Source organism: Pseudoalteromonas sp. CF6-2 (assembly GCF_021729425.1).
In the GTDB taxonomy this organism is placed as follows: Bacteria; Pseudomonadota; Gammaproteobacteria; order Enterobacterales; family Alteromonadaceae; genus Pseudoalteromonas; species Pseudoalteromonas arabiensis.
The window spans coordinates 1565199-1585639 of record NZ_CP091442.1 but is presented as its reverse complement, the minus strand read 5'-3'; the positions used below and the strand labels follow the sequence as shown (position 1 = coordinate 1585639).

Genomic DNA, 20441 nt, shown 5'->3' with positions numbered 1-20441 from the left:
CCAAATTAATGTTAATCGGACTAACGTTTAAAGTCTAAATGAGATAAAATGTTATCGGCTTAAGTCAACCAGACTTTAGTATAATTACAGCCTAGCTTTGTTAAGTGTAGCAACAAAATACTTATTTACTATACTGGCAAAGAATTCTAATTATCAAGCCTTAATACACACTGACTGATATCGTACTTTTAGGACCTAGCTATGCCAACGCCCCTTTGCTCACCACAACATGTTTTAGTACTGAACTGTGGTAGTTCAAGTTTAAAATTTGCCATTTTAGATGCCACCACTTCTGACGAAGTTATTTCAGGTTTAGCTGAACGCCTTGGTTCTGACACGCCTTCAATCAAATATAAATATAAAGGTGAAAAACAACATGTTGAATTGGCAAAGGGTCAAGCCCATGATGCTGCAATAAATAAACTTGTTAACTTAGTCAAAAGCTTGGGCCTTGAAGATAACTTAGTTGCCGTGGGGCATCGGGTTGTGCATGGCGGTGAACATTTTACTGAGTCAGTATTAATTGATGATAACGTATTAACAGAGATTGAAAAAACAGCGACCCTCGCGCCACTTCATAATCCAGCTAATTTATTAGGTATTCGTACTGCAATGCAAGCCTTTTCATCGCTGCCGCAAATTGCCGTATTTGATACGGCGTTTCATCAAACCATGCCAAATATTGCTTACTTATACGCCCTACCTTACGCGCTTTATAAAGAGCATGGCGTAAGGCGCTATGGTTTTCATGGTACAAGCCATTATTATGTTGCCGGCGAAGCAGCAAAATTACTTGGCAAAGAACGCGAGCAAACCAATGTGATCAGTGCGCATTTAGGTAATGGTTGTTCAGTGTGTGCGATTAAAGATGGTAAAAGCGTTGATACCAGTATGGGCCTTACACCGCTTGAAGGCTTAGTGATGGGTACCCGAAGCGGTAGCATCGACCCTGGCTTATTCACCTTCTTAACTCAGCAACTTAATTATTCAGTGCAAGAAATTGATGACTTACTTAATAAGCAAAGTGGCTTGTTAGGCATTAGTGAATTATCAAATGACTGTCGCACTATCGAAGAAGCCGCTGTTGAAGGCCATCCACAGGCAAATCTTGCCCTCGATATTTTCTGCTACCGCTTAGCAAAACAAATTGCTGCATTCTTGGTGCCTCTACAACGCCTTGATGCGCTTATTTTTACTGGTGGCATCGGTGAAAACTCAGATATCATTCGCGACAAAGTAATCACTCATTTAGGCTTTTTAGGTCTTGAGTGTGATGAAACTGCGAACTTAGCTGCGCGCTTTGGTAAAGAAGGCTTAATCTCAAAAGGACAAGCGCATGCTAAAGCGTTTGTGATCCCTACTAACGAAGAATGGGTAATTGCCAATGATGCGGCCCGTATTGCGAAGGAGGCTTAAGTAATGGCACGTAGAATTATGTTGATCCCTATTTCAACTGGGGTTGGTTTAACATCTGTTTCTGTTGGTTTAGTGCGTGCGCTTGAGCAAAAAGCACTTAAAGTAAACTTTTTCAAACCTATTGCGCAGCCGCGCTCTGGCGATACAGGCCCCGAGAAATCAACGCAAATTGTCACCCATGGCTCGCCAATTAATCCACCTACACCATTCGATCTTGGCTATGCTGAACAAATGATTGGTGACGGTAAAGGCGACGACTTACTAGAAGAAATCGTAGAGCGCTTTGAAAACACCATCAAAGAAGACGAAATTGCTATTATCGAAGGTATGGTGCCAACACGTCGCCAGCCTTATGCGGGACGTGTAAACCGTGAGATCGCGCAAACACTCGGTGCTGATATTGTTTTTGTTCTAACACCAAGTAACGATAGCAATGACCAAATTGAAGACCGTTTAGAAATTGCTGCAGGTAATTATGGCGGTGTTAATCACCCTCGTGTGTTAGGTTGTATTTTCAATAAAGTGAATGCACCTCTCGATGACGAAGGTCGAGCCCGTGCTGACCTTGTTGAAGCCCATGAGCCTGAACAACTTGAAAACGAATTAAACCGTTTAGCATCACTGCCTATTTTCAGAAAGCACCCATTTAAGTTATTAGGGTCAATCCCATGGGATTTCGATCTCGTTGCACCGCGTGTCCGTGATTTGTGTGAATACTTAAAGGCCGAAGTTATTAACGAAGGCGACATGGCTCACCGTCGTTTGCGCCGCGTGACTTTCTGCGCCCGTACAGTATCCAATATTTTAAGTCACTTTACCCCAGGAGCCTTGCTAGTAACTCCAGGGGATCGTTCTGATGTTCTAGTTGCCGCTTGTTTATCTGCTATGAATGGTACAAAAATTGGGGCTATTTTATTAACCGGTGGCTTTAAGCCTGAAGATCGCATCATGAAATTATGCGAACAAGCTATGGATACGGGCCTGCCTATTCTTGCAACAAAAGAAGATACGTGGCGCACATCATTATTACTGCATAATTTCAATATGGAAGTACCCTGTGATGATGATCAACGTATCGATAAAGTAAAAGATCACAACGCCAGTCACATTGATTCAGACTGGTTAGATAGCCTTGCACAAAGTGTTGGCCGTACTCGTAAAATGTCACCACCCGCGTTCCGTTATTTACTAACCGATAAAGCCCGTCAAGCGAATAAAACTGTAGTATTACCCGAAGGAAATGAGCCGCGCACGATTAAAGCTGCGGCAATTTGTGGTCAACGTGGTATTGCAAAAACAATTCTACTTGGTGACAAAGAAGAAATTTTACGTATTGCTGAACAACAAGGTGTTGAGCTTAACGATAATGTAACCATTGTTGAGCCTAGTGATGTCATCAACGATTACGTCGCGCCTATGGTCGAAATCCGTAAAAACAAAGGCTTAACTGAAGTGGTTGCCCAAGAACAACTGCTTGATAACGTTGTACTCGGCACCATGATGCTAGAACAAGGTAAAGTAGATGGGTTGGTATCAGGTGCTGTTAACACTACAGCAAATACGATTCGCCCACCGCTACAGTTAATTAAAACGGCACCGGGCTCGTCGTTAGTATCGTCAGTCTTCTTTATGCTGTTACCTGACCAAGTTTTAGTTTATGGTGACTGTGCTATCAATCCAGACCCAACAGCAGAGCAACTGGCCGATATTGCAATTCAATCAGCTGATTCAGCCGCCGCATTTGGTATAGAGCCTCGCGTAGCGATGATCAGCTATAGTACGGGTACTTCGGGCTCAGGTGCGGATGTGGAAAAAGTGCGTGAAGCCACGAAACTTGCCCAGCAAAAACGCCCTGACTTAGTGATTGACGGCCCACTTCAATACGACGCCGCTATCATGGAAAACGTAGCAATCAAAAAAGCACCTGACAGCCCAGTTGCAGGTAAAGCAACAGTGTTTGTATTCCCTGATTTAAATACCGGTAATACAACTTATAAAGCCGTTCAACGTAGTGCCGATTTAATTAGTATTGGCCCAATGCTGCAAGGTATGCGTAAGCCGGTAAATGACTTGAGCCGTGGTGCATTAGTAGACGATATCGTTTACACCATTGCTCTTACTGCGATTCAAGCTAAGCAAGTTGAAAGCATAGAAAACTAACCCATCAAAAATTAGGCTGATTTATAAAATCGTTATAAATTAGCCTATTACCTTCTTTATACTGACCTATTCCCATATTTATCCACAGATTCTGTGGACAAGATTAATGGAAATCTAAATGGCGTAATCCCGTGCTTCCTAATTACATTTAATCTCTTGTTGATAGCTCGTATTTTTAAGTGATTTGGGTATACTATTAATTATCGGCTTCATAGATAGGATCACAGATGTCAAAGCAAACGCTGCAACTTCATAGTACAGAGCTCACCATTCATAGCCTTGATGTCGATGCCACTATCCCTCCTGCATTGCTTAAAGAAAGCATATTTTTTATTGCAAAGACCGCTGATGAATTATCTATTGTCTGCCCTAGCAGCTTTACAATTGATAGCCTAGATGCTGAAACCGACTGGCAAGCACTGGAAGTCATTGGCCCGCTGGGCTTTTCTCTAACAGGTATAATGGCTAATATTTCTGGCGTACTTGCTAAAGCATCTATCTCTATTTTCGCTCTTTCAACTTATGATACAGATTATGTTTTAGTTAAAAAGCACAGCATTGAAAAAGCAATTTCGGCACTGAAAAAAGATGGTTATCATGTGTTAGGAAATACTAAATAGTCTTATGAATAAAGAAGTAACCTATCAGAGTCAACGCGCCTTGCGTAAAAACCAAGTGATGGCTATAAAAAGCCCATTCACGGGCCGAGTTAAACCTATAAGCGAACACCCTGAGGCTTTTTTTAGATTTTCGACTCTAGGGCCAAGTATCAGCGTTGAATTAACCAGCCATAATATAGTCGCTCCCTTTGATGGCACCCTACTGCAAGTAAAAAATGCCGGAAAAGAATATATATTACAGGCAAAAAATGGGCTGAAAATATTAATCAATTTACATTTTTCATCGTTGAGCGAACATATCAACCACACAAGAATTGCCAAGCTTAATGACAGCAAGATAAGCCAAGGTCAACGGCTCGCTTATTTCGATTTACGTGAGCTTTCATCACCTATGATTGCCACCTTATGCGTACTTAACAGCCAGCAGCTTGGCCCTTTATATTACTCTCTATCTCAGGTTAGTGCTGGGGTAGATACATTACTCACTGTGACAAAAAAGTAGATTTTATGACTATCATGTACGGTATCAGCAATTGCGATACAATTAAAAAAGCGAAAAAATATTTATCTGATAACAATCAGGAGTTCACTTTCCATGACTACCGTAAAGACGGTATCACTGCTGAGCTTATTAATGAATTTGCACAGCATATTGATTGGCAGGATTTAGTAAATAAACGTGGTACAACATACCGTCAATTATCTGATGAACAAAAACAAAATTTAGATAAAGAATCTGCGTTAGCATTGCTTGTGGAACAACCTGCGATGATCAAGCGACCTGTACTGGTTCATAACGGCCAATACCATTTAGGTTTTAAAGCAGCTCAATATGATGAGATTTTTGCCTAATGACTCACCCTGTTATTGAACTTGCTCAAGCACTTATTCAGCGTGAATCAGTGACGCCTGAAGATGCCGGTTGCCAAGCGTTAATGAACGAGCGCCTTGAAAAGCTGGGCTTTAATATTGAGTCGCTGTTTTTCACTGACACATTAAATACATGGGCACGTAAAGGTAAAGAATCACCACACTTTTGTTTTGCAGGTCACACAGATGTTGTCCCCACAGGCCCTGCAAAAAATTGGCAGCACCCGCCTTTTTCAGCACTGGTAAAAGACGGCATACTACATGGTCGTGGTGCCGCCGACATGAAAGGCTCTTTAGCCGCTATGGTTATTGCTACTGAACGCTTTGTGGCTAAGCACCCAGACCATAAAGGCTCAATTTCGTTTTTAATTACCTCTGATGAAGAAGGCCCATTTATCAACGGCACGACGCGTGTGATCGACACCCTAGAAGCACGTGGAGAAAAAATTGATATGTGCCTTGTTGGCGAGCCATCGTCACGAGATGAGCTGGGTGATGTGGTTAAAAATGGTCGTCGTGGTTCTTTAACTGGCTTTTTAACCGTTAAAGGTGTGCAAGGCCATGTTGCTTACCCGCACCTAGCGCAAAACCCAATTCACCTAGCTGCCCCTGCTTTAACTGAGTTGAGTCAAACCGAGTGGGATCAGGGGAATGAGTTTTTCCCTGCAACAAGCTTTCAGGTTTCAAATATTAATGGCGGCACAGGTGCTGGTAATGTGATCCCTGGTGAGCTTGAAATTCAATTTAACTTCCGCTTTAGCACTGAAGTTACCCATCAGCAACTTCAGCAACGAGTAGTTGATATTGTTGAAAAGCATGACCTTAATTGCGAACTCAATTGGATAGTAAATGGACTACCGTTTTTAACCGATCATGGTCCACTGGTTGATGCAACAGTAAGCGCTATTAAGCAGGTAACTGGGCGCGACACAGCGCTTGAAACCACAGGTGGAACATCTGACGGCCGCTTTATCGCCCAAACAGGTGCCAAAGTCATTGAGCTTGGCCCGCGTAACGAAACGATTCATAAAGTAGATGAGTGTGTCAGTACAGATGATTTAATTCAACTTGCAGATATCTACGAAGCGATTTTAGAGCAACTACTAACATGAACCAGGCTGAATTAGCACTTTGCGCAACTGGGTTAAGTAGTTCGCATTTAGTCGAGCTACAAAAACATCGTTTGCATGTTGATATTGTTGATGATTTTTTGGCGCTACAACAGGCAGCTAAAAAAGCAGGTATTGAACTTGCGATTGCCTCAAGCTTTCGCGATTTTCAGCGTCAAAGCGCTATTTGGAATGCGAAATTTCAAGCTTTGCGTCCTGTTTATACTCTTGATCAAAAAATTTTGGACTTACAGAGTCTTAGTGATACACAAAAGTGCCATGCAATCATGCTTTATTCAGCTCTACCAGGAGCAAGCAGACACCATTTTGGCACCGATCTCGATATTTACGACGCAAATGCGATTAATGATGACTACCAGCTTCAGCTTACACCTGATGAATACGCGTGTGATGGCCCATTTGCTGAGCTTAACGACTGGCTTGAGCAGAATCTCGAGCGCTATGGTTTTTATCGCCCTTATCAAGAATATAAAGGAGGTGTTGCACCAGAACCTTGGCATATTAGTCATATTACACAATCCCAAGTGATGATGCAGTACTTATCCTTAAACACATTAAAAGACAGAATTACAAACAGCGAAATTGCAGGTAAACATGCGGTGCTAGAAAACCTCAGCAGCCTGTATGAGCGCTTCGTAACAAATATTAACCAACCTAAACGTGCTTTTTAGTAAGTAAAAACACCAATACAGCGCCTAAAATAAGGGCGCTTGCTACCATTAATTGCAATGTAATTTGTTCGTTTAAAAAAACCATTCCTGCAACAATGGCAAGTACAGGCACTGTCAATTGCACAACAGCAGCTTGACTACTTTTTAGCTTTGGTAGGGCCAAATACCAAATACTATAACCCACACCAGATGCAAACGCCCCAGACGCAACTGCAAGCGCGATACCGCTGAAAGAGATAGAAGGCCATTGAAAAAAAGCGGCAAAAATAAGCGCGGGTACAAAAATAAGGCTTCTTAAAAAGTTAAACGTTGTGGCTTGTAAAGGAGCGCGACATTGTTTACCGCGAATACTATATACTCCCCATGCCGCACCACTTAATGTCATAAGGATGGCAGGTAATAAAGAAGGGACAGCTGCTGAAGGTAACATTAAGTAAATGAATCCAGCGAATGCAACAATTAAAGCAACCCACTGCAATAACGATAAGCGCTCTTTATTGAAAATACTGTAGCCTATCATCGTCAACTGTACTGCCGAGAACAAAATTAGTGCCCCCGTTCCAGTATCAAGTTCTACGTAAGCGACTGAAAAACAAACGGCATAGATGAACAAACTTACAGCACTTATATTATTTCCTTTATCGACAGACTCGTCGCTTGCCACTCTTTTTACTTGCCAGCTAAAAAGTAAGAGTAGCATGATGGCACCACTAAATAGCCTAATTGCTGTAAAGCTCCAAGGGTCAATGTCCCCGCTGTGCAATGCCATTCGACATAATAGTGAGTTTGCAGCAAAGGCACTGAGCGCTAAAAATGTATATAAGATAGTGGCAAACAAAATTCAGTTATCCTTATTCTATTTATTCGTATAAGAGACCCGTTTTATCGTCAATAACTTACGATTTTTTACATAATTTATCATAGAAGGTTAAGGCGCATATGCTAATCTAATCAAAGTGTTTAAAAGGAGTGCTCAGTGCGTCGATGTTTGTTTATAGGAGCGGTTAGCTTTTTATCAGGTTGCAGCACCATAGGTATTACTGATCTATTCCAAGATTATGCAACGCAGCTTAAGCCTGTACGACAAGCTGTCAGGCAAAATAATATTAGCAATGCTAAGCAATTATTACCTAGTGCGAGTTCATCGCACAGCAATTACTTACTGAATCAGTTAGAAAGTGCGCGACTGGATTTTTTAGCCCAGCAAAACGACGCATCGAATGAAACATTCGAGACAATTTACAAACGTGTAGAAGATAAGCGCCAAGCTGCTAAATTACAACTTAGCGCAGGGTTAGAACAAAGCAACTCGCTTTTAACAAATGATACTGTTATAAGCTATCAGCCCGCAGCCTATGAGATGACTATGCTGCACAGCTATAAAGCACTCAGCTATGTGTTTAATTCGCAATTGGAATCGGCACTTGTAGAAGTAAGACGAGCAAATAAAGTACAAGAGGACGCACTAAAAGAAAACCAAGCCATTTTTGATGAACAAGCAAAAAAAGCAGCGCAAGGTTATCCAAGTATGGATGCATTAATTGGTAATGTAAAAAATGGTTTTCAAAATGCCTTTACTTTCTACTTATCAGCAGTGCTTTATGAGGCAAATAAACAATTTGATGATGCTTATATTGATTACAAAAAGGCATTAGAAATAAATCCAGATAATCAATATCTTCAACAAGATGTTTTGCGACTCGCTAAAAAGCAAGGGTTTGCCCAAGAGTATGAGCGTTTCAGCCAACAATATGGTGAGCTAAGTGTTACGGATAAGAATCACGGACAGGTCATTATTATTGCAGAGCAAGGCCTCATTGCCCAAAAACATGCTTTCAATTTAAGGCTGCCTATTTACACCTCCAGAGGTGATGCCCGATTTTATAGTTTAGCACTGCCTATTTATGCAGATACGCCCTTCTCGGTAACTGAAAACACAGTGCAACTAGAAGACAAAAGCTTGGAGCTGAAACCGATAGTTCGTCTTGAAGCGTTAGCAGCCAAAACACTTGAAGATCAAAGCGCTGGTCGTATATCACGCCAGGTATTGCGACTTATTGCGAAAGAAAAAATGCGCGCTGAACTTGCAAGAAGTGGCGGAGATGTGGGCAATATTTTAGCAAATATTTACAACCTTGCCTCCGAGCAAGCGGATACGCGCAGTTGGTCAACTCTTCCAAGCCAACTAAGTATCGCTCGAACACGTTTAGCTTCAGGTTCACATACTTTGAAAATCAAAGGACATAACGACCTTGATTTTACTGTTAGTAAGCAAGGGTTAACCTTTATCTTTCTAACGTCTATTAATAACTATTTTGACTCTCATATAGTCCAACTCTAGGAGCAATAATGAAACACATACTGCCACTTTTAATGATTTTGCTTGTTACGGCATGCTCCTCACGCCCAACCACATCTGGTATCGGTGTTGAGCAAACAGGTCAACAGTATAACCAGCAATTAATTATCGATAACCCTGAATTAGCTAAGAAACTTGCCATAACAGACGTTAAAACCAGACAAACCAACGGCCTAACTGATGTTGTGGTAACACTGGCTAGTCAGTACAAAAAGTCACAGTATCTGCAATACCAATTCACTTGGTACGACGCTGATGGGTTTATGATTAGAGGCAACCACTCCCCTTGGCAAGCTATCAAGCTATTTGGTTTTGCAAAAACTCAATTACCGGGCTTAGCCCCGACAGCAAATGCTGTTACCTTCTCGCTTGCTGTGCGTGAAGTGTCAACAGAAGCACAAGAATTTGAAGATTAAGGATACTACCATGAAATTAATTTCTGTTAAGTCGGCTGCGGCCATCGCAATAACAAGCACTCTGATGCTTTCTGGTTGTGCTAATAAAGCGGTCGTTAGCTATGGTGACGCTCAGGCGGTTGAAACAGTTGATGTCAACTTTGGTTCAACAGACTTACAAAAAGTGGCGAGCCAAATGACTAATTCATTGCTTGCCTCGCCTGTGGTTGGTACGCTTACAGCGAATAGCCGCCCTATCGTGTTTGTAGAACGTATTAAAAACAAAACCAGTGAACATATTGATACAGAATCCATTACCGATTCCATCTCTACACAATTACTTCGCAGTGGTAAGTTCCGTTTTGTTGATATGACCCGCGTTGAAGCTGTTCGTGAGCAACTCAACTTTCAGAACGTTGACCCGCTAGTCAACCCAAATACAGCAATCGCGTTTGGGCAGCAAGTGGGCGCACAATACATGCTATATGGCAACCTATCGAGCATCGTAAAATCAAATGCTGATAAGTCTGATGTCTATTACAAATTTACAATGCGCTTAATGGACTTAAAAAGCGGCCTAGTTGAATGGGCAGATGAAACTGAAATTCGTAAAACACGTGAGAAATCAACTTTTGGCTGGTAGTCAGGAGGACATATGAAATACCTGATTAGTTTATTGACTGCGTGTGTATTACTAAGCGCGCCAAGTTACGCCGACTATCAACGCAACAAAGCTGTTCCTGTGCAGCAAGTGTTGTTTGGTTCTGTAGAGTCAGTGAGAATGATAACAGAACAAGAACTGGTCAAAGACAAAACTAACGGCTGGGAAACCTTTGGCGGTGCGCTTATTGGCGGTGTCATTGGTAATCAATTTGGCGGCGGCAGTGGCCGTACAGTAGCGACTATTTTGGGCTCAATGATTGGAGGCTCTGTTGCTCACAACCGTCAGCAAACAAGTCGTGTTGTGCAATATCAGCTAGTTGAGTTAATGATCAAAGTCGAAAATGGCGAACAGTACATGGTTGTACAAGACAAAGACAACCAAATGCTCTTTAATCAAGGAGATAAGGTCCGCTTAGTCTACCTAACTGACAATACTGTACGTGTTGATAAAGCTTATTGATCTGTAATGAAATTAAAAAGCGAGCCGAAGCTCGCTTTTTTAACTTTGCCTGTAGTCAGCAAAAAAACGCTGCATTTTACTCATCGCTTCGGTTAAATCATCTTTGTTTGGTAAAAATACCAATCTGAAATGATCAGGATCTGGCCAATTAAAGGCGCGCCCATGCACAAGCAAGATTTTCTCAGCTTTGAGTAAATCTAAAATCATACGTTCATCGTTTTTGATATTAAAGTGCGCCGTATCCACTTTCGCAAATGCATAGAGTGCCCCTTTTGGTTTTTTACAGCTAATGCCATCAATAGCATTTAAACCACGCCATGCTATATCACGTTGCACATACAATCGCCCACCTGGGTTAATCAGATTATCAATCGACTGCACACCCCCTAACGCCTGTTGAATGGCATATTGTGCAGGCACGTTTGCACATAAGCGCATAGATGCCAACATATCAAGACCACGACTTAAATCTTCCATCATACTGGTGCGGCCACTTAATACCATCCAGCCCATACGAAGACCCGCAGCACGGTATGTTTTAGCCAAACCATTAAAAGTAATAATGGGTACATCATCACACAGTGCACCAATGGAGCTATGGGTAACCCCATCGTATAAAATTTTCTCGTAAATTTCGTCACTTAATAATAATAGCTTATGCTCACGGGCGATATTGATAAGCTCCATCAAAAGATCATCACTGTACACCGCCCCAGTAGGGTTATTCGGGTTAATAAGCACCAATGCCTTTGTTTTTGACGTAATCTTACTTTTTATATCCGCAATATCAGGAAACCAATCTTGCTCTTCATCACAAAGATAATGCACAGGGTTGCCCCCTGCTAACTTAACTGATGCCGTCCATAGCGGATAATCCGGTGCCGGAATAAGCACTTCGTCGTCATTATCAAGTAATGCTTGTGTGGTCATTTGAATTAATTCGCTGACCCCATTGCCGATATAGATATTATCGACATCAAGATTAAACAAACCGCGTTGCTGGTAGTGTTGATAAACAGCCACACGGGCTGAGTAGAGGCCTTTAGAGTCACAGTAGCCTTGGGCCGAATACAAGTTACGGATGATATCTTTATGCATATCTTCAGGCATATCAAAGCCAAAGGCAGCAGGGTTGCCAATGTTAAGTTTTAATACTTTTTGCCCTTCTTCTTCCATTTTTCGAGCTTGTGCAAGCACAGGCCCACGGATGTCATAACAGACACCGTTTAGTTTGTGACTCTTTTTTATTTGTGACATGGTTACCTCTACTAATTAATCTTTAGACTAACCTAGTAAAGGGCAACCACGCTAGTGGATTTTTGAGGTTATAACTGAAATAAATTCAAGTTTTTAGCGAGCAGCAAGCCATGCTTGCAATTTTTCTTGCGAGCCTTCAACTTGCGCTTGTAAGTTTTGTGAATTTGCTTTTGCTTTGCTCACTTGCCCTTCATTGAGATCCTGCTCTATTTCACGGGCAAGTTCTGATAAACTCATAGCGCCAAATTGAGCAGCATTAGATTTTAAGCTATGTGCATGACGTGCCGCTGATTCATTATCAACATCAATACAAGTGAGTGCCTCATTGCTCAGTCGTTGAAACTCACTGCAGCAAAAGGTCAAGGTGTCGGCAAATTGATCACCTAAAAGCGATTCCATACCTTCAAGTGCACTTTCGTCTATTGTGATCGTCGTCATCTTTTTCCCTTAATTAAAAACATAATCCCCTCTAGTCGCAACTTTAGTTGCTTACATCAAAAAAGCAAACTACTTCTTACTGATGTATACTAGGCAAAAATTAGTAATTTACCTAAGTTTATATGGCTAGAGAACTCTGCCCACATTGTGGCTTTTCGATAAGAACATGTCTATGCGATGCGATAAACATAATTAATAATAAACTAAAAATCATTATATTACGTCATCCAAGTGAAGAAAAAGTCGCTAAAAACACAGCAAGACTTTTACAACTAGGGCTGAAGAACTGTGAAATTATTCAAGGTGAGTCTGAGAATGATTTCTCTGTGCTAGCCAGTCTCCCTAAAACAACAACAGCCGTTTTATACCCAAGTGATGACTCTTTAAAGCTTGATGATTCAGGTCAAGCTATGCACGACTTTAAAAGCTCATTGACCCATTTAATCGTGATTGACGGGACATGGAAAAAAGCATTTAAAATATTAAAACTCACCCCAACCCTAGAGTCATTTAAGGCCGTCAGCTTCAACCACTTACCTGCTAACAAGTACACAATACGTAAAGCACCTCGTGCTGATAGCTTATCGACTTTAGAGGCCGTGGCACATAGCTTGGCCTTAATTGAAAACTGTGATGTATCTCCTCTATATCAATTACTTAACGCACTTATAGATAAACAAACTCAACATATGCCAGAACATGTAAAGGCACGTTACTTGTAATGCGAGTGTCTAAACGATTGAGTGCAGGGTTTAACCGTCAAGGCCCTAATTATCGATTTGATGATCAAGTCGACTTTGATGAAATTCGTGATACGTTTGGTTTTAGAACCATGATTGTGGGTAACTGGGTTAACAAACAAGAGCGATTGTTGGCAGCTAATCTCATCTATGACGCACTTGCAGACCTTGCGCAAATTCTGCAATTACCGCCTGAAGCGATTGGGCTGCGCAAAAAACTAAATTTTGCATTTGGTCATGGTGGCCAAAAAGGCGTACAAGCTCACTATAATGCGCATAGTCAAACTCTCGCTCTTGCTAAAAATGCAGGCGGTGGAGCACTTGCCCATGAGTGGTTTCATGCATTTGACCACCATATTTGTCAGCACATGTTTCCACAACGGCAAAGCATGCAGTTTTGCTCTGCTCTATGGTTGCAACAAACCCCCAACTTATCTCATCAGTTAAATCGCTACTTAGATCAATTTTTCCAGCATATTTTTTTAGATATTGATGGAAAAAATCCAAATGACTATGTAAACCAATCCATTAAATTTGATAAAGCGATGCAGCAACTGTATATGAGCATGCCTGAAGAGCTAGCAGCACGTTGTTTTGAAAAATGTATTTCAACACACACAACAATTACTAATACCTTCTTAGTCAGTGGCTTAAATGATAGTGGTTTAATATACCCAAGTGATACCCATGCATTACAATGTACTGAGATGATGCACTTGTACTTTAATCAACTAGGTGCGCTTTTACATCGAGGCTGATATCAATTGATTTGAAATTTTGGATCCAACTCACATAGTCATCTGCAGACATTGGCTTTGCAAAATAGTATCCCTGACCAACTTGGCAGCCATAGCTTTTTAAAATAGCCAAACTCTGCTCATCCTCAATCCCTTCGGCAACCACCTCCGCACCTAGTGTCGTTGCAATATCGCAGGTTGCTTTACAGATACTTTTATCGTTGTTAGAAAACTGCAAATTAAGTACAAACTGCTTATCTATTTTTACTTCATCAAAGCCCAGTTGGCTTAAATAAGCCAAAGAAGAATAACCAGTGCCAAAATCATCAATAGCCAATTTAACACCGATGAGTCTGTAGTCATTGAGTAATACTTTAATTTTTTTACTCTCTTCCAACGTAGCTGATTCAGTCAGCTCGAGCATCACACTGCTTGGCTCAACACCTTGCTCATTCAACTTAGTGATAAATAGCACTGGTAAATCTTTATTGAGTAAGTCTTTAGCTGATATATTAATAGAGATAACATGATTTGGGATGTGCTTAGTAAATATTGCTTGCCACTCAATTCCCCGCGTTACCACCCACTCTGTTAACTGATTAATAACGCCTGATGATTCAGCAATAGGAATAAACACTTCTGGACTAATCGCTCCTAAGGCGGGATGCTGCCAACGCAGCAAGGCTTCACAACCGACAACATTCCCTGTTTTTAAGCAAACTTGTGGTTGAAAATACAGTGCTAGTTGGTCTTCTTCAATTGCACTCTTTAGTGAGGCTGCAATAAGTAAACGCTGCTCAGACAAGCGCGCATTTTCTAAGTCAAACATTCGCCAGCGCTCACCTTGAACCTGCTTTTCACTCATAGCTTGAATAGCACATTGCAAAATTTGTTTCGCGGTATTGCCATGCATTGGGTAGTACGCTACACCAATATCAACGGAATCCACTAACTTGATATTATTATGCGAAATCCCCTCTTCAAACACCCCATGTATAACACAAGCAAACTGTTCAATATGACTAAGCTCAAGCTCCCCTAAAATGACACACGCGAAAATGCTGTCGTCAATTCGTGCAATCCACACCCCTTGCTCCGAACGCGTTTCTAACTTTAGGGCATTAATTGACTGAAGCTGTTGAGTGAGGGCATTAAGCGTCGTATTTATACACTGATTAGCATGGTCATAACCAAATGTTGCCCGTGCATTGGTTAACACATGCGGCCTAAACAGCATAATTGCAAAATGCTGCTTCTGTGAGACTTTTTTTACCATTTCATCGAGTAACAATTGCTTGTTAGGTAATTGAGTATCAGCATCATGGGTGAGGCTATAGTTAAATGACGCTATGCGATGCCTGTCTTTGAGCAATAAAACCGTACAAATTGCCAATGAACCTATCAATAGCACAATATCTTGTATTACATGCTTTCCAAAACCAAAACCATTCCAAATAAGCAAACTCGCAAACTGACATGAGAGAATTATCAGCATACATTGACGCAGCAAGCTTGGATGATTTTCCTGCTTGTTTAATATAACTGCCGTCGTAACCGACAACACAATAAAGCAGCTACAGCTGACGATATAAACCCAGCTTAAATTAAATGCAGGTAAGAATGATGTCATCAAGGCAATAGCAAAAAACATGACTATTGCCACTAACCATGTTTGATTTAAACCGCTTCGGCTATTTTTAATATTTAAAAACTCGTATAAAAAGTAACTTACAAAACCAAGGGAAAATTCATAAAAAGGCCATTTGGTCGACCAGCCAAGACCCGAAACTAAATAACCACTTAAGCCGTTATCAATTAAAAAGCTCATACCTACCAAAGCAAAGTACGTACTTAAAAATAAATACTTTACTCTTTTAGAAACAGCATAGTAGACAAGGCAAACAAATATACAAATAAGTAATACACCAATAATTGCACCGTAACTCAGTATTGTTTTATGTAAATTAATTTCAAACCGTTCGGAATTTACGACCCCTAATTGCAAGTTGATATCCCTGTCGTGCTGAAAATTAACCAATGCCCAACGGTTTTCAGACCTATGCTCAATAAGCCAGTGAGGCCTTACATTTGATAAACTTGGTAAGGGTATTAACCGCGCATCATTTTTCGCTGTTGAGGCACTGTCTAAAATATAAAACTTCTTCCACATTAAATTAGGTTCAGCTAGATAGGCGACATAAGTTTGCGCATGTGGCAGTTGATGTAAATCGATAACCATCCAATATGATTGGTTGGCTTTAATACGAAGAGTATCGGTATTGTTCGCGGGTAATTTTCTTTGTGTAATCAGTTTTTCATCAAGTTTATCTGCCAAAACACTCAGTGGCTCATTTGACTGAAACAACCAAATAGGCAGTTGAGAGGAAAAACTTGAGAAGGATAAAACACACAGCAAGATAGCACATATCGCACAAGCGAGTTGTTTATAAAACCTTACTACGCGCATGTTATATGAATGCATCTTAGCTCCGTGCCACCAAACATAGATAAAAGTATGGGATCTAAGCGCTTAAATTGCCAATTTTATAGGAACTAATTATATAAATAAGGAGGGATTTGCGGCGGTCAAATAAACCACCGCATTAGACTTTACTTGCTATCGTCACTAATACGACTTGCTACAGCGGAGTTTTGATCTTTATATTTTGCATCTTTACGTGTGTTATATGGGTTCTCAGAAGGACTCGTCATTGTTTCAAAACTCATTGCCCCTATCTTCATCATTGGACGCAGTGCAAGTGGCAATTTTCCAGAGTTATAAAACTCCAGTACAATGTTGCCAGACCAACCTGGGTCAATACGGTGTGCTGTTACGTGCACCATCAAGCCAAGTCGCGCCAGAGATGAACGCCCATCAAGCCAACCCACTATATCAGCTGGTAGAGTCACTTTTTCGTAAGTAATTGCGAGTGCTAGTTCACCTGGGTGTAGGAAAAAAGCCTCATCTTCATTTAACACGATTTCATCACTCATTATTGATTCCATCGCTTTATTTAGCTGATCTTTTGGTCCACTCAAATCGACATAGGCGGCGGTGTGATCCTGAAAAACACGAAACTTATTACCCAAGCGTAAATCGACTGTGACTCCTGAAATCATTGCCTTACTTGGCGAGGGCTCAATAACAATACGGCCATCATTAATGTATTGTTGAATATGGGTATCTGATAATCTCATTTATTAATCATCCGTTATAACAATCTCAACAGCGCTTTGCGCTTGTTGGTAATATAAACTGCTCGCAAGTACGCGTGCTGCTGTCTTGTATGTTTCACTAATACTTTCTGCGTTATTTTGCGCAATTAAGTGACCTTGTTCAGAACTTTCACGAATCTCTGTTGCTAGTGGAATTGTCGCAAGTACAGGCACACCATGACGATGAGCTAAAGTAACTGCACCATCTTTCCCAAACACATGGTTTGGTTCTCCACAGTGACCACACAAAAAGTAACTCATGTTTTCGATAAGACCCAATACAGGCACATTTACTTTATTAAACATTGCGATACCTTTTTGTGCATCTGCTAATGCTAAATCTTGAGGTGTTGTGATGATCACAGTGCCGCTGGCTGGCACTTTTTGGCTCATAGTCAATTGAATATCGCCAGTGCCTGGGGGCATATCGACAATCAAATAATCTAGCTCTCCCCAATCGGTTTCATTTAACAGCTGATTAAGCGCCCCCGAAGCCATGGGGCCACGCCACACAGTCGCATCATCACTCGGAACTAAAAAACCTATTGATTGCGCTTTGAGGTTATGTGCTTCAAAAGGCAGTAGATGTTTATTGTCTGCTGTTTTTGGCTCAGCGCCCTGCAAGCCAAGCAACTGTGGAATAGATGGGCCATATATATCAGCATCCAATATCCCCACTTTAGCGCCTTCTTGTTGAAGTGCCGCTGCTAAATTAACTGCCGTAGTCGATTTACCAACTCCACCTTTACCGGAAGCTACGAGTATAATATGTTTAATCTGCTTAAACTTACTAGCTTCTGACAGTTTCACCTGGGCTTCAATCGTTACTTTACAAGCCAACTTTTGGTTGATGAATGCTTCAATATCATGAATTTCACCCAGCCCTGCAAAAGGCAGAACAAGCTTAACATGCCAACTTTTGCCATCAGTTTGCTGAATATCTTTCACCCAGCTTTGTTCTATGCCTATCGCAAAAGCACTACTTCGATAAGCAGCCAATGCCTCAAGCATCGGTGCTTTTTCAGTCGATTTTCCAGAGAATATTTTTGACAGTCCAAACATAGCAATAAAATAGCGTTTCTTTGATGAAAAGTGCCACGGAATTATGTAACATTCAAAGCATTAAAACCAGACAATTAATAAATATCACCTGCTTGTTAAGCATAGACTGACAAATAGGTGGTTAAAATATGATAATCGCGTATTTTAAAGGCGGTTATCCTCAATTCGGAATGATTATGGCACAGCGAAAGATCCTCATAACTAGCGCATTACCTTATGCCAATGGCCCGACTCACTTAGGTCATTTATTAGAATATATACAAACTGATATTTGGGCACGTTTTCAGAAGCAACAAGGTCATGAGACCTACTATGTTTGTGCAGACGATGCTCACGGCACTCCAATTATGCTTAATGCGCAGAAGCAAGGGATCACGCCTGAAGAGATGGTTAAAAATGTCAGCATTGAACGTCAACGCGACTTTGCTGATTTTAATATCGAATTTGATAATTATCACAGTACCCACAGTGACGAGAATAAAGCGCTTAGTGAACTTATCTATAACCGCTTAAATGACGCTGGTCACATCAAAAAGCACACTATTTCGCAACTTTTTGACCAAGAGAAAGGTATTTTCTTACCTGACCGATTCGTAACAGGCACATGCCCTACGTGTAAATCTGAAGACCAAAATGGCGACAGCTGTGATGCATGTGGCGCAACCTATAGTCCGACTGAGCTTATTAATCCGCGTTCAGTGATGTCGGGCGCAGAGCCTGTATTAAAAGACTCTGAACACTACTTCTTTGACCTACCGGCATTTGAAGGCATGTTAAAAGAATGGTTGCATTCAGGTTCTATCCAACAAGAAATGGCCAATAAATTGGATGAATGGTTTGCTGATGGCCTTCAACAATGGGACATTAGCCGTGATGCGCCTTACTTCGGTTTTGAAATTCCGGGTGCGCCTGGCAAGTACTTTTATGTTTGGTTAGATGCACCAATCGGTTACATGGCGAGTTTCAAAAATCTATGTGATAAAAAAGGCATCGATTTTGATGCATTTTGGGCTGAAGATTCCGATGCTGAGCTTTACCACTTTATTGGCAAAGACATCATTTATTTCCATAGCTTATTCTGGCCTGCAATGCTTGATGGCGCAAAATTTAGAAAACCTACAAACGTTTTCGCCCATGGTTTTGTGACTGTAAATGGCGCCAAGATGTCAAAATCTAAAGGCACTTTTGTTAAAGCTCGCACTTACCTTGATAACCTAGATCCAGAGTACTTACGTTACTACTATGCTGCAAAGCTTAACGGTGGCATTACTGATCTTGATTTAAACCTTGAAGACTTCGCACTGCGTGTAAACTCAGATTTAGTAGGTAAAGTTGTTAATATCGCGAGCCGTTGTGCCAGCTTTATCACTAAAAAGTTTGACGGAAAATTAAGCGACACAGTTATGGACGAAGCATTACTAGGTGAATTCCAAAATGCCGCAGACAGTATCGCTAATCACTACGAAAATCGTGAATACAGCCGTGCTATTCGTGAGATTATGGCGCTTGCAGATAAAGCCAACCAGTTTATTGATGCTAAAGCTCCATGGGTGTTAATTAAAGACGAAACTAAACAACAAGAAGCGCATGATGTGTGCTCACTTGGTTTAAATATGTTCCGTGTACTTATCACTTACTTAAAACCTGTTCTGCCAGGCATGGCAGCTAATGTTGAAACCTTCTTAAATGACGATTTAGCATGGCAAGGCGCTAAAACGGCACTTAAAGGTCACGCAATCAATAAATTCAAACCGTTAATGCAACGTGTAGAAATGGATAAAGTAAACAAAATGATTGAAGAATCTAAAGAAAGCCTTGTGGCTGAAAAAGATAAAATCGACCCAAACAGCCCATTGGCAAAAGAGCCAATTAGCCCAGAGATTGAGTTTGATGACTTTGCGAAAGTTGATTTACGCGTAGCGAAAATTGCCAAAGCAGAACACGTTGAAGGCGCAGATAAGTTATTAAAACTGACGTTAGATTTAGGTGGCGAAACTCGCCAAGTATTCGCAGGTATTAAATCTGCGTATGCACCAGAAGACATTGAAGGAAAGCTAACGGTAATGGTAGCAAACCTTAAGCCTCGTAAGATGCGTTTTGGTATGTCTGAGGGCATGGTATTAGCAGCAGGCCCTGGCGGTAAAGAAATTTATATTCTTAACCCTGACGAAGGCTCAGAGCCTGGCATGCGCGTAATGTAATCTTATCGCTCTTAAAAGAACCGTTGTGTTTTTAGACACAACGGTT

General features: G+C 41.1%; 20 protein-coding genes. 14 read left to right on the top strand and 6 right to left on the bottom strand.

What is annotated here, in order from left to right; genetic code table 11:
• Nucleotides 1-201: 201 nt before the first annotated feature.
• The 7 genes from L3Q70_RS07375 to L3Q70_RS07345 all read left to right on the top strand — a co-directional run bounded on the left by L3Q70_RS07375 (nucleotide 202) and on the right by L3Q70_RS07345 (nucleotide 6867).
• Entirely contained in the window at nucleotides 202-1416 is a 1215-nt protein-coding gene (locus L3Q70_RS07375; protein ID WP_062568904.1) for an acetate kinase, read from the top strand.
• A 3-nt stretch (nucleotides 1417-1419) separates the two neighbouring features.
• The gene (pta, locus tag L3Q70_RS07370; protein ID WP_062568903.1) at nucleotides 1420-3576 is read left to right on the top strand and encodes a phosphate acetyltransferase; all 2157 of its coding nucleotides are present in this window, start codon (nucleotides 1420-1422) and stop codon (nucleotides 3574-3576) included.
• A gap of 227 nt (nucleotides 3577-3803) precedes the next feature.
• Complete coding sequence (locus L3Q70_RS07365) at nucleotides 3804-4196, top strand: ACT domain-containing protein (protein ID WP_062568902.1); 393 nt, start codon at nucleotides 3804-3806, stop codon at nucleotides 4194-4196.
• A 4-nt stretch (nucleotides 4197-4200) separates the two neighbouring features.
• Entirely contained in the window at nucleotides 4201-4698 is a 498-nt protein-coding gene (locus tag L3Q70_RS07360; RefSeq protein ID WP_193988707.1) for a PTS glucose transporter subunit IIA, read from the top strand.
• Between the two features lie 5 nt (nucleotides 4699-4703).
• Complete coding sequence (locus L3Q70_RS07355) at nucleotides 4704-5048, top strand: ArsC family reductase (RefSeq protein ID WP_193988706.1); 345 nt, start codon at nucleotides 4704-4706, stop codon at nucleotides 5046-5048.
• On the top strand, nucleotides 5048-6178 hold the full coding sequence (gene dapE / locus L3Q70_RS07350) for a succinyl-diaminopimelate desuccinylase (RefSeq protein WP_237115145.1): 1131 nt from the start codon (nucleotides 5048-5050) through the stop codon (nucleotides 6176-6178). Before L3Q70_RS07355 ends, dapE begins: the two co-directional genes overlap by 1 nt.
• Nucleotides 6175-6867: a M15 family metallopeptidase gene (locus L3Q70_RS07345; protein WP_237115144.1), complete on the top strand. Its 693-nt coding sequence runs from the start codon at nucleotides 6175-6177 to the stop codon at nucleotides 6865-6867. The genes dapE and L3Q70_RS07345 overlap by 4 nt, the downstream gene beginning before the upstream one ends.
• Here the strand turns inward: L3Q70_RS07345 and L3Q70_RS07340 are convergent.
• Nucleotides 6851-7705: a DMT family transporter gene (locus tag L3Q70_RS07340; protein ID WP_237115143.1), complete on the bottom strand. Its 855-nt coding sequence runs from the start codon at nucleotides 7703-7705 to the stop codon at nucleotides 6851-6853. The genes L3Q70_RS07345 and L3Q70_RS07340 overlap by 17 nt on opposite strands.
• Before the next feature lie 138 nt (nucleotides 7706-7843).
• Between L3Q70_RS07340 and L3Q70_RS07335 the strand changes: the two genes are divergently transcribed.
• Genes L3Q70_RS07335 through L3Q70_RS07320 form a run of 4 tightly spaced genes read left to right on the top strand, consistent with a single transcriptional unit; the run spans nucleotide 7844 to nucleotide 10744 of the window.
• The gene (locus L3Q70_RS07335; RefSeq protein WP_237115142.1) at nucleotides 7844-9208 is read left to right on the top strand and encodes an adenine DNA methylase; all 1365 of its coding nucleotides are present in this window, start codon (nucleotides 7844-7846) and stop codon (nucleotides 9206-9208) included.
• An 8-nt stretch (nucleotides 9209-9216) separates the two neighbouring features.
• Nucleotides 9217-9642 carry a YcfL family protein gene (locus tag L3Q70_RS07330; protein WP_062568895.1) on the top strand — a complete coding sequence of 142 codons (426 nt, stop codon included), beginning with the start codon at nucleotides 9217-9219 and terminating at the stop codon, nucleotides 9640-9642.
• Nucleotides 9643-9652: 10 nt separating this feature from the next.
• On the top strand, nucleotides 9653-10264 hold the full coding sequence (lpoB, locus tag L3Q70_RS07325; protein ID WP_062568894.1) for a penicillin-binding protein activator LpoB: 612 nt from the start codon (nucleotides 9653-9655) through the stop codon (nucleotides 10262-10264).
• A gap of 12 nt (nucleotides 10265-10276) precedes the next feature.
• On the top strand, nucleotides 10277-10744 hold the full coding sequence (locus L3Q70_RS07320) for a glycine zipper 2TM domain-containing protein (protein WP_062568893.1): 468 nt from the start codon (nucleotides 10277-10279) through the stop codon (nucleotides 10742-10744).
• A gap of 39 nt (nucleotides 10745-10783) precedes the next feature.
• Here L3Q70_RS07320 and L3Q70_RS07315 read toward each other — a convergent pair whose 3' ends face one another.
• Complete coding sequence (locus L3Q70_RS07315; RefSeq protein WP_062568892.1) at nucleotides 10784-12001, bottom strand: pyridoxal phosphate-dependent aminotransferase; 1218 nt, start codon at nucleotides 11999-12001, stop codon at nucleotides 10784-10786.
• 93 nt (nucleotides 12002-12094) lie between these two features.
• Nucleotides 12095-12439: an Hpt domain-containing protein gene (locus L3Q70_RS07310; protein WP_062568891.1), complete on the bottom strand. Its 345-nt coding sequence runs from the start codon at nucleotides 12437-12439 to the stop codon at nucleotides 12095-12097.
• 122 nt (nucleotides 12440-12561) lie between these two features.
• On the opposite strand from L3Q70_RS07310, the gene L3Q70_RS07305 reads away from it, so the two are divergent.
• A complete protein-coding gene (locus tag L3Q70_RS07305; protein ID WP_062568890.1) occupies nucleotides 12562-13161 on the top strand; it encodes a tRNA-uridine aminocarboxypropyltransferase in 600 nt (199 codons plus the stop codon).
• Nucleotides 13161-13937 (top strand): CLCA_X family protein, encoded by a 777-nt coding sequence (locus tag L3Q70_RS07300; RefSeq protein ID WP_062568889.1) that lies wholly within the window; start codon nucleotides 13161-13163, stop codon nucleotides 13935-13937. Before L3Q70_RS07305 ends, L3Q70_RS07300 begins: the two co-directional genes overlap by 1 nt.
• Here the strand turns inward: L3Q70_RS07300 and L3Q70_RS07295 are convergent.
• From L3Q70_RS07295 to apbC, 3 genes are all read right to left on the bottom strand, one after another.
• Entirely contained in the window at nucleotides 13903-16398 is a 2496-nt protein-coding gene (locus L3Q70_RS07295) for an EAL domain-containing protein (protein WP_237115141.1), read from the bottom strand. The genes L3Q70_RS07300 and L3Q70_RS07295 overlap by 35 nt on opposite strands.
• A gap of 128 nt (nucleotides 16399-16526) precedes the next feature.
• Nucleotides 16527-17114, bottom strand: coding sequence for a dCTP deaminase (gene dcd, locus L3Q70_RS07290; RefSeq protein ID WP_062568887.1), 588 nt, complete (start codon nucleotides 17112-17114; stop codon nucleotides 16527-16529).
• 3 nt (nucleotides 17115-17117) lie between these two features.
• Nucleotides 17118-18194, bottom strand: a complete 1077-nt coding sequence (gene apbC, locus L3Q70_RS07285) for an iron-sulfur cluster carrier protein ApbC (RefSeq protein WP_237115140.1) — start codon at nucleotides 18192-18194, stop codon at nucleotides 17118-17120.
• Nucleotides 18195-18370: 176 nt separating this feature from the next.
• Here apbC and metG point away from each other — a divergent pair, with 176 nt between their 5' ends.
• On the top strand, nucleotides 18371-20395 hold the full coding sequence (metG, locus tag L3Q70_RS07280) for a methionine--tRNA ligase (RefSeq protein WP_062569395.1): 2025 nt from the start codon (nucleotides 18371-18373) through the stop codon (nucleotides 20393-20395).
• Nucleotides 20396-20441: the final 46 nt, after the last annotated feature.

Excerpts from the sequence above, each read along its gene's own strand:
- L3Q70_RS07375 (WP_062568904.1), top strand. The coding sequence starts at position 202 with ATGCCAACGCCCCTTTGCTCACCACAACATGTTTTAGTACTGAACTGT.
- L3Q70_RS07305 (WP_062568890.1), top strand. The coding sequence starts at position 12,562 with ATGGCTAGAGAACTCTGCCCACATTGTGGCTTTTCGATAAGAACATGT.
- dcd (WP_062568887.1), bottom strand. The coding sequence starts at position 17,114 with ATGAGATTATCAGATACCCATATTCAACAATACATTAATGATGGCCGT.
- L3Q70_RS07365 (WP_062568902.1), top strand. The coding sequence starts at position 3,804 with ATGTCAAAGCAAACGCTGCAACTTCATAGTACAGAGCTCACCATTCAT.
- L3Q70_RS07355 (WP_193988706.1), top strand. The coding sequence starts at position 4,704 with ATGACTATCATGTACGGTATCAGCAATTGCGATACAATTAAAAAAGCG.
- L3Q70_RS07315 (WP_062568892.1), bottom strand. The coding sequence starts at position 12,001 with ATGTCACAAATAAAAAAGAGTCACAAACTAAACGGTGTCTGTTATGAC.
- L3Q70_RS07345 (WP_237115144.1), top strand. The coding sequence starts at position 6,175 with ATGAACCAGGCTGAATTAGCACTTTGCGCAACTGGGTTAAGTAGTTCG.
- dapE (WP_237115145.1), top strand. The coding sequence starts at position 5,048 with ATGACTCACCCTGTTATTGAACTTGCTCAAGCACTTATTCAGCGTGAA.
- lpoB (WP_062568894.1), top strand. The coding sequence starts at position 9,653 with ATGAAATTAATTTCTGTTAAGTCGGCTGCGGCCATCGCAATAACAAGC.
- apbC (WP_237115140.1), bottom strand. The coding sequence starts at position 18,194 with ATGTTTGGACTGTCAAAAATATTCTCTGGAAAATCGACTGAAAAAGCA.
- L3Q70_RS07320 (WP_062568893.1), top strand. The coding sequence starts at position 10,277 with ATGAAATACCTGATTAGTTTATTGACTGCGTGTGTATTACTAAGCGCG.
- pta (WP_062568903.1), top strand. The coding sequence starts at position 1,420 with ATGGCACGTAGAATTATGTTGATCCCTATTTCAACTGGGGTTGGTTTA.
- L3Q70_RS07300 (WP_062568889.1), top strand. The coding sequence starts at position 13,161 with ATGCGAGTGTCTAAACGATTGAGTGCAGGGTTTAACCGTCAAGGCCCT.
- metG (WP_062569395.1), top strand. The coding sequence starts at position 18,371 with ATGGCACAGCGAAAGATCCTCATAACTAGCGCATTACCTTATGCCAAT.
- L3Q70_RS07330 (WP_062568895.1), top strand. The coding sequence starts at position 9,217 with ATGAAACACATACTGCCACTTTTAATGATTTTGCTTGTTACGGCATGC.
- L3Q70_RS07360 (WP_193988707.1), top strand. The coding sequence starts at position 4,201 with ATGAATAAAGAAGTAACCTATCAGAGTCAACGCGCCTTGCGTAAAAAC.
- L3Q70_RS07310 (WP_062568891.1), bottom strand. The coding sequence starts at position 12,439 with ATGACGACGATCACAATAGACGAAAGTGCACTTGAAGGTATGGAATCG.
- L3Q70_RS07295 (WP_237115141.1), bottom strand. The coding sequence starts at position 16,398 with ATGCATTCATATAACATGCGCGTAGTAAGGTTTTATAAACAACTCGCT.